Genomic DNA, 12,208 nt, shown 5'->3' with positions numbered 1-12,208 from the left:
ATGTTAGAAGATACTAGTTATGCAATATTACCTTCTAATGCGGAAAATCAAAAAGAAAATGTCCACTCCGTGGGAGCTATAGAATCTATTACTTGGGACGGAAACGTATTAAGAGGAAAGCTATCAAAAGGAACCTTTTTCATTTATTTTACAGAAGAGAATGTGATTCGGTTTGGAGTTGATCCGTTCGGGGATATTTCAGAAACCAATACGATTGCGGTAGAAAAAGATAAGCCTCTGTCTGGCGTGATATGTGGAGAGAAGGAAACAGAGATTCAATTGGTCTACCAGAACTATAAAGCTATCATTTATAAATCACCTTTTTCTGTTAGAGTAGAAAACAATAATGAATTACTTTTTGCAACGGACTCACCATGTGTTACTTATACTACTGATAAACACGTTACGTTAACGGTTCATAAATCTCCTGATGCACCAGTATATGGTCTTGGGGAGAAGAGTGGTTTTTTGAACAAAAATGGTTCAAAGATAAGCAACTGGAACACAGATGTTTTTGCTCCCCACAATAAAGATACAGTGGAATTATATCAAAGTATCCCTTTTGCTATTATTCATGAGCCAGGGCGAGTTTCTACTGGTATTTTCTTTGATAATTCTTATCGTACTGAATTTGACATGCAACGATATGAGAACAAAATGACGATAAGAGCAGATGGGGGAGGGGTAAACAGTTATATTATGTTAGGAGAAGACATAAAAGACACGCTCCAACATTATACAAAGCTCACGGGTACAACTCCTCTTCCTCCCAAATGGTCGTTAGGGTACCACCAATCTCGATACAGTTATCAATCACAAGATGAAGTAGAGAAAGTAGTTGCTTTATTTAAAAAATACGATATTCCGTTAGATTGTATTTTTCTAGATATTCATTATATGGATGGTTATCGTGTATTCACTTTTGATGAAGATCGTTTTCCTCAAGTAGAACAAATGGTTTCCGAGTTAAAGGAGCAAGGTATAGATGTTGTTCCCATTGTAGACCCTGGGGTGAAGCAAGATGTTGACTACCCGGTTTACAAAGAAGGGATGCTAAAAGGATACTTTAGTAAATATTTGAGTGGAGAGGTTTATCACGGAGAAGTATGGCCAGGCACTAGCGCTTTTCCAGACTTTTTTCAGGAAAACGTTCAAAAATGGTGGGGAGCTCTTCATGAATGTTACACGCAGTTAGGGGTTCGAGGGATATGGAATGATATGAATGAACCTTCTGTATTCAATGACACGAAAACGATGGATTTAGATGTCATGCATAAACTTGATGGAAAGCTTATTAGCCATAAAGAAGGGCATAATTTATATGGCATTTATATGAGTAAAGCAACGTTTGAAGGACTACAAGCTTTAATGCCTAATACACGGCCATTTTCTCTCACAAGGGCCGGATATGCAGGGGTACAGCGATATTCCGCGGTATGGACTGGAGATAACAGAAGTCATTGGGAACACCTTGAAATGTCATTACCAATGTCTATGAATCTAGGGATATCAGGCGTTGCTTTTTGTGGAGCGGACGTTGGAGGTTTTTCTTCCGATACCACACCAGAATTGTTGATTAGATGGACGCAAGTAGGAGCGTTTTTGCCTTACTTCCGTAATCATAGTGTACAGGATTCTATTTATCAGGAGCCATGGGTATTTGGTGAAGAAACAATGATGTCAGTTAAAAAATACATTCAATTACGGTATCGTTTTATACCATACTTGTACACGCTTTTTTATGAAGCAGAGCAAACAGGCCTAGATATAGAATGGTTAGCCTACTACTCTAGTGATAAAGAGATGGTAGGAGCGGTGTATGAAGATGATGAACTATCTTACGACTATCGAGATGGTAAGTATTCTTTAACAAAGATAACCGTTCATAAGGATGGACAAATACATGTTGATAATTCAGGATTACTTGATACAGTAGTTAAAACACAAGTTAGAATAATAGGAAAAGGTGAAGCGGGTGAATAGTATGGCAAATGAATGGTGGAAAAAGAGTGTGGTATATCAAATTTATCCTATTAGTTTTAATGATACTACGGGAAATGGAAAGGGAGATATACCAGGAATCATTGAAAAGCTTGATTATTTAAAAGAACTGGGAATTGATGTAGTGTGGTTATCTCCTATTTATGATTCCCCACAAGCGGACAATGGTTATGATATTCGAGATTATCAATCAATCTATGAACAGTATGGAACCATGGAAAATGTAGAAAGGCTGATAGAAGAACTACACAGCAGAGGTATGAAACTTGTCATGGACCTAGTCGTTAACCATACTTCTGATGAGCATCAATGGTTTATTGAATCAAGAAGTAGTAAAGATAACGATTATCGTGACTATTATATCTGGCAGGACGGAAAAGAAAACGGAGAACCTCCAACAAACTGGGGTTCGATATTTAGTGGGTCTTCATGGGAATACGATGAACAAACAGAGCAATACTATCTTCATTTATTTGCGAAAAAGCAGCCTGATTTAAATTGGGAAAATCCCAAACTAAGAGAAGACGTATATAACATGATGAAATTTTGGTTAGATAAAGGGATAGATGGATTTCGAATGGATGTAATCAATTTCATTTCAAAAGACCAGGAGTTTAAGGATGGAGAAATAAAACCAGGAGAAAAATTCGGAGATCCAGGTCCATATTTTGTGAATGGTCCACGCATCCATGAATTTTTGCAGGAAATGAACGAAGAGGTTATGTCAAAATACGATATCATGACAGTGGGGGAAATGCCGGGGGCAAGTCCTGAAGATGCGATCGAGTACACGAATCCTGCAAATCACGAACTAGATATGATTTTTACATTTGAACATATGGGATTAGACGAAAAAAACGGAGATAAGTGGAACTTGAAACCTCTTGATTTAGTTGACCTAAAAGAGAATTTCGAAAAATGGCAGATCTCCCTACATGGTGTGGGATGGAACAGTTTGTATTGGAACAACCATGATCAGCCCAGAATTGTTTCTAGATTTGGTGACGATGAAACCTATCGGGTGAAGTCTGCAAAAATGCTCGCTACGTGTCTGCATATGATGCAAGGGACTCCTTACATTTATCAAGGGGAAGAGTTAGGGATGACGAATATTCGCCTTGATCACTTAGAATATTATCGTGATATCGAAACGTTGAACATGTATAAGGAAAAGTCAGACCTTGACTGGTCACACGATAGAATCATGGAAGCCATCTATGCAAAGGGACGAGACAATGCCCGAACTCCCATGCAATGGAGCAATCAGAAAAACGCAGGTTTTACGAACGGAACACCATGGCTTCAGGTGAATAGCAACTATGAGACGATTAATGCTGAAGCGGCTTTAGCGGATGAGGATTCTATTTTCTATTATTATCAACATCTCATACAACTTCGAAAAGAGTTTGACGTCATTACGACTGGAACATTTGAATTACTTATGCGTAATGATCCAAATGTCTTTGCCTATCGACGTGTAGGGCAAGATGAATCACTTATTGTGTTATGTAACTTTTCCAGTATGGAGGTCGAGTTAGATGAGAAAGTAGTGGAAGCGATACAAGAGGCTAGTGTTCTGATAACCAATGAAAATAAAAGTTCTGCAACCGGAACATTATCGCCTTATGAAGGGACCGTTTTTAAACATTAAAATTTATACAACCATAACAAAACAATAAATATTTTAAGCGTGAAAAGAACAATGAAACCTGTAATCATTAAGAAGTTAATGGTTACAGGTTTTTTTGAAGTTTGGAATCGTACATCTGTCTCTAGAACTACATTTTTTTATAGTGAGTGCTCAGAGCTTTTCATTAGTGTGGGAAAGTATGCAACTACAATCTTTCGGAATAATAATTGTTAATACTTTTTTAATATTTTTATAAGTGGTTGATAAGAATTCCTTGGCATAATGGTCTTAGTTGAAAGGGAGGTATTGGGATGGAGAAGACACCAGTCGCTGAATTAATAAATGTAAAGAAACGAATAGGAAAGACCACGATTATTGATGATATATCCTTGGAGGTTTTTCCTGGTGAGGTATTTGGTTTTCTTGGACCAAATGGAGCAGGGAAAACAACGACGATTCGTATGATGGTAGGATTAATGGATATAACAGAAGGAGAAATTCTGATTCACAATCATAGCATTGAAAAAAATTACGAAAAAGCTATTGCTCATGTTGGGGGCATTATTGAAAATCCTGAGATGTACAAGTTTCTATCTGGTTATGACAATTTGATTCACTACGCAAGAATGGTTCCAACAAAGATTACAAAAGACCGGATTCAAGAGGTAGTGAAGCTGGTAGGGTTGGAAAAAAGTATTAAAAATAAGGTAGGGAGCTACTCCCTTGGGATGAGGCAAAGGTTGGGACTTGCACAAGCTTTACTTCATTCTCCATCCTTGTTGATTCTGGATGAACCTACAAACGGTTTGGATCCTGCAGGTATTCGTGAAATTCGAAATTATATTCGTAGAATTGCTCATGAGGAAAACATGGCTGTGTTTGTTTCTAGTCACCTTCTAGCTGAAATGCAATTGTTGTGTGACCGTATCGCAATTATCCAGAATGGAAGATTGATTAGTGTGGAAACCGTTGGGGACTTTGTCGGTTCCTCATCTAAGGAAGGAGTTCGTTTCTATGTATCGCCGTTGGATAAAGCAGTGGAATTGCTGAACTCCACATACGAATCCGTAATAGTAAACGAAGGTAAAGATTTTGTCGATGTGTCCGTTACGTATGAGGAGATTGCAAATATGAATGAATTATTTGTTAAACATAACATGAATGTGTATGGCATTACGACGATCCATTCAACATTAGAAGAGAAATTCCTTGAAATTACGGGAGGTGGAAAGTAGATGGTGAAATTACTAAAATTAATCCAAAATGAAAATATGAAGCTATATAAACGCTTAGGAACATGGGTAATGATTGGGTTAGTGGTATTCGCGGTTTTGGCTGTAGGGATATTTTCTACATTCGTGATGGAATCAGATGACAGTGCCAACTGGAAAGAAAGACTTCAAGTAGAAAATACACAATTACAAAAACAGCTAGAACAAAGTCCCTTAAAGGGTGCAGGTGAAACGTATGTAAAGAAACAAGTAGCGATTAACAACTATCGAATCGAGCATAATATTCCTCCTGTTGATTCTCAGTCTCTGTGGGGATTCATGATTGATGCAACGAATTTTACTGGACTCATCGCATTATTTACAATTGTTGTAGCTGGAGGTATGGTTGCGAGTGAATTCTCCTGGGGTACCATTAAGTTATTATTAATCAGGCCGGTAAGCCGTACTAAAATTATTCTATCGAAATACATTTCGACGATTTTATTTGCCTTTTTTAGTCTAGTATTATTATTTGGTTTTTCTTTCATAGTAGGGAGCTTATTCTTTGGAGTTGGAGGTGCAGATTACCCGTATCTCGTGTACAATAACGGAGAAGTTCTAGAGAAGAGCATGATGATGCATATCATTAATCTTTTTGGGTTCAATAGTATTGACCTTCTTATGATGGTGACGTTAGCCTTTATGATTTCAACTGTATTCCGCAGTAGTTCTCTTGCGATTGGCATCTCTATCTTTTTATTGTTTACTGGACCCCAACTTGTTCAATTGTTAAGCAACTATGATTGGGTGAAATATGTGTTGTTTGCGAATACGAACCTTCAGCAATATACGAATGGCGTTCCAATGGTTGAGGGAATGACGATGACTTTTTCCGTCATTGTCTTAATTGTTTATTTTATTGTGTTTACTACATTAACGTGGTTTGTTTTCAAAAAGCGAGATGTAGCCGCATAATGTAAGAATCTATGAAGGCGGGCTGTTATGAACGAAGAGAAAATATTAATTGTTGAAGATGAAAAGGAACTTGGTGAACTAGTCAGAGATTATCTTCAAGTAGAAGGCTATGAAGCAATCCTCACCTATGACGGAGAGGAGGGGCTTGCTCAATTTTATAAAGAAAAGCCGATCATGGCTGTACTAGATATTATGTTGCCGAATATAGACGGAATCGAAGTGTGTCGAAGGATTCGAAAAGAATCGAACATTCCTATCTTGATGATGAGTGCGAAAAAGAGTGATACCGATAAAATAATAGGACTTGGTATCGGGGCAGATGATTATATGACAAAGCCGTTCAGCCCTGGGGAGTTAGTGGCACGAATCAAAGCCCATCTTCGTCGATATAAACATTTTTCTAACAACAAAGAGCAAACGTACGATCACATCATCGAGTTCAGGAATTTGAAATTGGACGTTAAGCGATATGAGTTGTATGTAAATGAGGAAAGGATTAATGTGTCAGCTACGGAATTTAAGTTGCTTCACTTATTGCTTTCTCATAAAGGACAGGTTTTTTCGAAGGAACAGCTGTATGAGAAGGTTTGGGGTTATACCGATTATGGTGATATCAACACGGTTACGGTCTATATGAGTAAAATTAGAGACAAAATTGAAGCGGATACGACTAAACCGCAGTATATACAAACCGTGTGGGGCGTTGGATACAAATTCAACGATTCCTTATGAAATCTAGTTTAAAAACGAGGCTTGTCCTTGCATTTCTCTCTACAATCATTGTTCCGATTCTTGTAGCTATCTTGACCTTATACCTTGGTGCTGATCAACTATCCAGTGAAGAAGATGACCAATTAGATCAGCTGTTTTCCGATGTAAAAAAGGAAATAAGGATGACGAAAGATGAACTTCCTGATAGAAATGCTTTCTACAATGAAATCAAACCACTCCTGGATCGGTATGATATGAACGTTACCATTCATACAGAAAAAGAGGAATTAATTTTTGATTCAAAGAACTACAGAGAAGTCGATGAGATGAATAGTTTTCTCCCTAACTTCAATACGTTTACCATTCAAGTCCAACCAGAAACAGGCGTAATGTGGGATGTTACGATTCAGGCCAATTCTTCACAAAACGCACCATTTCAAAGGATGAATCATATTGTACGCATCCTTCTTCTTAGTGTAGGTATGGGGTTCTTAACGATGATTTTGATGATTGTTATCTGGACGACATATATATCTAGGACTGTTTTAACACCTTTAAAACATATTTATCAGGCTACAGAAGAAATGAGAGATGGGAACCTGGATTATCCTATTGTGTATAAAAGAAAAGATGAGATTGGTCGTTTTATTGAAGGCTTTAATGTTATGAGGCAGCATGTGAAAGATTCCTTTAAGAAGCAGAAACAATATGAAGACTCTAGAAAGGAATTGATTGCTAGCATTTCCCACGACCTTCGTACTCCATTGTCTTCGATTAAAGGATATGTGGAAGGGTTACGTGATGGGATCGTTCAAAATGAGGAAATGAAACATCGCTATCTTGAAGTAATCCATGATAAAACCGACCATCTTGACCATTTAATAGAAGACTTATTCGAGTTCTCTAAGATGGAAGTTGATCAGCTTCCTATCGAGAAAGAAGTCGTGAACGCCTCGGTTTACTTTGAGAGGCTCATTACAAAGCATCAATTCGAACTTCGAAATCAAGCTGTGGAATTGACTTACACAAATGAGGTGAAGCCAGCTAGTATCCTGTTGGATCCTATTCGTGTTGAACAGGTGATGAGTAACCTAATCGATAATGCAGTGCGGTATGGAAGTGATCGAATTAAAATGGACGTTCATGCTGATGACTTAGAAGGAACTATAGCTATAAGTATTACTGATAACGGACAAGGAATAAGAAAAGAAGATATACCTTATATCTTCACATCCTTTTACCGCGGAGAAAAATCTCGTTCTACCTACAGTGGCGGGTCAGGGTTGGGGCTGTCCATTGTAAAATATATTGTCAAAGCCCACGGAGGAGATATACGTGTGAAAAGCGATAAAGGTAAAGGGAGTACGTTTATTTTTACCCTTCCGTTGTATGTGAAAGGGTCCAATCCCAGTATATTTGAATAAGACAGGAAAAGAGAACGCGAAGGTATAAAATCTTCGTGTTCTCTTTTTGTTTTTGCGAAGATTTAGATTACATATCATTTACTATAGTAATAAAATAACTTAATTATCTTGATAGTAGATAACATGAACAAAGTAATGGTTATTTTAGATATACTATTACAGGTAGCAAAAGTGGATTCTTATCAATTCTAATAATGGTACTCCTGGAATGTTGGAAACATTTTTAAGAAGAGTAACTCTTAGGCTTCACAAAAATGTCGAAATAATCGGACAAATATAAGATATTGAATACATAAATATGTTAAAATAAAAGTATAAAATGAATAAAAATACAATAAACCAAAGAGGGTGAATGGTTATGAAGTGTTTGGTTGCTTATGATGGTTCGGAGTTAAGCAGGAAAGCTTTGGAACAAGCCATGTACCAAAAGCATGATGATGCTCCGATGGAAGTGCATATCGTGACAGTTGTTAGCCCAAATGGACCTTATACCAACCCCGGTTTATATCAAAGTATTGAGAATAGCTTGATGGAGAAAGCAAAAGCTGAGTTAGATAGTATTGTGGAAGAGATTCAAGACATCTATAATGTTACGATAAAAATTGAAGTCCTAACAGGCAATCCTGGTAATAACATAGCAAAATATGCTAAAGAACACGATATTGAAATGATTATCATCGGAAGTAGAGGGCTAGGTAATGTTAGGGGTTTTTTCCTAGGAAGCGTGAGTCACAGGGTGGTGCAGCAAGCGGATTGCCAGGTTATGATTGTTAAATAAAGAAAGGGATTAAGTGTATCTTTGCTCTATCCTTTTCTTATGATTCAATTTTCATCGTCACAAAAATGTCGAAATAATCGGACAATTCCTCTACGAATTCGAACGAAATATGTTAAAATAATAGTGAAAGGTGAATGAATATACAATAAACCAAAAGAGGGTGAATGATGATGAGTAAACTCTTGGTTGCGTATGATGGTTCTGATTTGAGCAAGAAAGCTTTAGAAGAAGCTATGCATCAACATCATGATGGTGCCCAAATGGAAGTGCATATTATCAAAGTCGTGAGTCCAGATGGCCCTTATTCTAACCCTGGTTTATATCATAGTATTGAAAGCAGCCTTGTGGAGAAATCAGAAGAAGAATTGCAAATGATGAAAGAAGAGCTTCAAGAAAAATATGAGAATATCACAGTACACACAGAAGCCCTGACAGGTGATCCTGGTAATAGTATATCCGAATATGGGAAAGCACACGATATTGACATGATTGTGATAGGTAGTCGAGGCTTAGGAAACATCAAAGGGTGGTTCCTAGGAAGTGTCAGTCACAGAGTAGTGCAACAAGCGGATTGTCAGGTGATGATTGTTAAATAGATAAAAAAAATCAGGCACTTAAGTGCTTGATTTTTTTGTTTTTTAAGAAGTTTCTAATTGATCCATTGTCTTATGTTCTTTTTTGCACGTGCAGATGTTCGCTCAGACCCTTTCCAAATTTTTTTACATAACGAGTTAATAGTTAACCATTAATCTGAGAACGGTATATTACTCTTTAACAAACAGTGTATAAATTAGACTTTTCCATAAAAAGCAAACAAAAAATAATAAAAAATTCTGAAAATTACATTGACCTCTTGAGGGATTGCTGATAAGCTTTACTTAAGTTGCATACATTGTATACGAAGAATACGAAGAATACGAAAATGAAATAGGTGAAGTAAATGAGTAATCAAGCCACAAATGGAAGCTTTCTAGAAAAGAAGGTGTATGAAGATATTCGTATGATGATTACGAATGGTGAACTTAAGCCAGGGGACAAGATTATTCAAGATCAAATGGCGAATCGTTTAGGGGTGAGTAGAACTCCTCTTCGAAGAGCATTCAGTGAACTGGAAAGAGATTACTATTTAGAGATAACAGCTCAAGGTGTTTTCGTTAATCAATTTTCAACAGAATTTCTTACTTCAATATGGGAGGTGAGGGCAGTTCTAGAAGGGTTGGCTTGTAGGCTATCTGCTGAACGGATGGATGATGCTACTGTTCTATATTTAAGAACATTGTTTGCAAACGCTTACCCGAAATTTGAAGAAGGAAATTACGATCCCTATCATAAAGCGGATCGCATTTTTCACACTACTTTATTAGAAGAGGCAAAAAATCCTGTGCTCAAGCGAAACATTGAAAATACGCAAGTTCTTTCCATTGCATTGGACTTAGGAATTCTGCGAAGTCCAGAGGAAACGTACCAGGAACATATGGATATATTAGATGCGATAGAAGTAAAAGATTCTGAAAGAGCAGAGAAGCTAATGCTCGAACATATTCGCAAGACGACACCATTATTAGCAGAGAAAGCTGATAAATAGTAGGTTGGAAATTTTTTTATCAATCTTTGTATACAATGTATACGAAAATAAAAATTAGAGAGGGGATTTATAAATGGAATTAAAGAATTCACTAATTGTAGGGTTGTTAGGGAAATATGCTGATCGCTTTCATGAGTACCAACCGGCAAGAAGCATTTATGAGAACTTGAAAATTGCTAAAGATATACCTGGGGTAGATGGAATTGAAATCGTGTACCCTCAAGATTTTGAAGATTATGAGCGTACTGTTGAAGCGATTAAAGATACAGGATTAGCTGTTTCAGCCGTGAATTTGAACGTTAAATCCGAATCTAAATTTAAATATGGATCCTTCACCAATCCTGATCCAACTATCAGGAAAGAAGCGATTACATATTTACAGAAAGCCATGGATTTGGCAGCTGATTTAGGCACAGAAATGGTGACGTGCTGCCCTCTGATTGATGGGCATGATTATAATTTCCAGGTGGATTATCGAGATCAATGGAATTGGTTGATTGAAGGATTAAAAGAGGGAGCCTCACACCGCAGTGACATTAAGGTGAGTCTGGAATATAAACCATATGAGGCACGAAATAATATTATTTTAGCAGATATGGGTAGAACACTTCATGTTTGCGATCGAGTTGGCCTACCCAATGTGGGTGTAACGATGGATGTAGGGCATGCATTAGCTGCTCAAGAAAACCCAGCGGAAATGGCGTGCTTAGCCGCTCAGACGGGTCGTTTATTTTATGTTCATTTCAATGACAATAACCGTGCTTGGGATTGGGATATGCTACCGGGCTCTGTAAACCTATGGGATCTCGTGGAAACGCTTTACTATCTGGATCGAATGAATTGGTCAGGTTGGTTAACGTATGATGTATTTACTCGACACGGAGATCCAGCAGAATCCTTTGCAGTTACCAATAACATCATGAAACAAGCCCAAGAATTAATGTATAACATTGGTCCTAATGTCATCCAAGAACACGTGAATAAAGGGAACCCAGCACAAACGTTTAATTTCCTATTCGAACAATTGGCTAGCAAGACAAGGGAGGATGCTAAATGTTAATAGGTTTAGGGAGCTTTATGTTCCGATATTCGGTTGGAACCAAAACATTTCAGCCAGAACAGCCATTAGATGCTGTTGGATTGGTAGAGAAAGCTGCAGATTTAGGAGCAGATTTAGTACAGTTTGCAGAAAATTTACCATTAGATGATTATACACAAGCAGATCTACTAAGAGTGAAAGAGATAGCTAGCAAGAATAATATAGTACTAGAGGCTGGAACTGCTGGAGCAACAAAAGAGATATTACTTAGACACTTAGAGATAGCCCAATCACTAGATGCTAAACTTGTTCGTGTTGCTCCTCATGCGCCAAACCTAAACCTCACATACTATGAAATTCGAGATGCGATTGTTTTAGTTCTTCCAGAGTATGAGAGAGCAGGAGTATCCATTGCGATAGAAAATCACTTCACTATGAAATCGGAAGACCTAGTTGCTCTTCTGAAAGAAATAGATCATCCGCTTGTTGGTACTTGTGTAGATACAGGTAATTCCATTGCACAACAGGAGTGGCCCTTAGAAACAGTTAAAATGCTCGCACCTTTTGCGAAATCACTACACTTAAAAGATTATGATATGCACATGCATCCAGAAGGTATTGGAGTTAATGTTCGAGGTTGTCCCCTTGGGGAAGGAATGCAAGATATCCAAGAAGTAATGGATGTCATCCAACAATACTGTGGCATGAATATAAATGTTGTGCTTGAACAATGGATGCCTAAATTAGAAAACGAAGTGGATACATTAAAACAAGAAGAGGAGTGGATTCGCACAAGTCTAGCGAATGGGAAGAAGTTCATAGTAGCTAACGTATGATGTTTATATTGAGATTAC

Annotated in this window: 11 protein-coding genes and 2 pseudogenes; all 13 read left to right on the top strand. The window is 37.5% G+C overall.

Annotated elements, in window-relative coordinates:
• Positions 1-624, top strand: a pseudogene (locus GLW08_RS22390) (hypothetical protein); the annotation flags it as partial.
• Between the two features lie 12 nt (positions 625-636).
• Positions 637-1,770 (top strand): annotated as a pseudogene (locus tag GLW08_RS22385) (TIM-barrel domain-containing protein); the annotation flags it as partial.
• Positions 1,768-1,983 (top strand): DUF5110 domain-containing protein, encoded by a 216-nt coding sequence (locus GLW08_RS22380; protein WP_423808690.1) that lies wholly within the window; start codon positions 1,768-1,770, stop codon positions 1,981-1,983. The pseudogene GLW08_RS22385 and the gene GLW08_RS22380, both read left to right, overlap by 3 nt.
• Position 1,984: 1 nt before the next feature.
• Positions 1,985-3,652: a glycoside hydrolase family 13 protein gene (locus tag GLW08_RS05250; RefSeq protein ID WP_160847486.1), complete on the top strand. Its 1,668-nt coding sequence runs from the start codon at positions 1,985-1,987 to the stop codon at positions 3,650-3,652.
• A 290-nt stretch (positions 3,653-3,942) separates the two neighbouring features.
• Positions 3,943-4,866 (top strand): ABC transporter ATP-binding protein, encoded by a 924-nt coding sequence (locus tag GLW08_RS05245; protein ID WP_160847485.1) that lies wholly within the window; start codon positions 3,943-3,945, stop codon positions 4,864-4,866.
• A complete protein-coding gene (locus GLW08_RS05240; protein WP_160847484.1) occupies positions 4,867-5,817 on the top strand; it encodes an ABC transporter permease in 951 nt (316 codons plus the stop codon). It abuts the gene before it with no gap.
• A 27-nt stretch (positions 5,818-5,844) separates the two neighbouring features.
• Positions 5,845-6,549, top strand: coding sequence for a response regulator transcription factor (locus GLW08_RS05235; RefSeq protein ID WP_160847483.1), 705 nt, complete (start codon positions 5,845-5,847; stop codon positions 6,547-6,549).
• Positions 6,546-7,952 (top strand): sensor histidine kinase, encoded by a 1,407-nt coding sequence (locus GLW08_RS05230; RefSeq protein WP_160847482.1) that lies wholly within the window; start codon positions 6,546-6,548, stop codon positions 7,950-7,952. Before GLW08_RS05235 ends, GLW08_RS05230 begins: the two co-directional genes overlap by 4 nt.
• A gap of 358 nt (positions 7,953-8,310) precedes the next feature.
• A complete protein-coding gene (locus GLW08_RS05225) occupies positions 8,311-8,730 on the top strand; it encodes a universal stress protein (RefSeq protein WP_160847481.1) in 420 nt (139 codons plus the stop codon).
• Between the two features lie 164 nt (positions 8,731-8,894).
• Positions 8,895-9,326 carry a universal stress protein gene (locus GLW08_RS05220; protein ID WP_160847480.1) on the top strand — a complete coding sequence of 144 codons (432 nt, stop codon included), beginning with the start codon at positions 8,895-8,897 and terminating at the stop codon, positions 9,324-9,326.
• A gap of 344 nt (positions 9,327-9,670) precedes the next feature.
• The gene (locus GLW08_RS05215; RefSeq protein WP_160847479.1) at positions 9,671-10,315 is read left to right on the top strand and encodes a GntR family transcriptional regulator; all 645 of its coding nucleotides are present in this window, start codon (positions 9,671-9,673) and stop codon (positions 10,313-10,315) included.
• A gap of 73 nt (positions 10,316-10,388) precedes the next feature.
• Positions 10,389-11,375, top strand: a complete 987-nt coding sequence (locus GLW08_RS05210) for a sugar phosphate isomerase/epimerase family protein (RefSeq protein WP_160847478.1) — start codon at positions 10,389-10,391, stop codon at positions 11,373-11,375.
• Positions 11,369-12,190, top strand: a complete 822-nt coding sequence (locus GLW08_RS05205; RefSeq protein WP_160847477.1) for a sugar phosphate isomerase/epimerase family protein — start codon at positions 11,369-11,371, stop codon at positions 12,188-12,190. The genes GLW08_RS05210 and GLW08_RS05205 overlap by 7 nt, the downstream gene beginning before the upstream one ends.
• Positions 12,191-12,208 lie beyond the last annotated feature (18 nt).

This window comes from Pontibacillus yanchengensis, from assembly GCF_009856295.1.
Taxonomy (GTDB): domain Bacteria; phylum Bacillota; class Bacilli; order Bacillales; family BH030062; genus Pontibacillus; species Pontibacillus yanchengensis_A.
The sequence above is the reverse complement of the archived record's forward strand: the minus strand, read 5'-3'. Positions and strand labels throughout refer to the sequence as shown.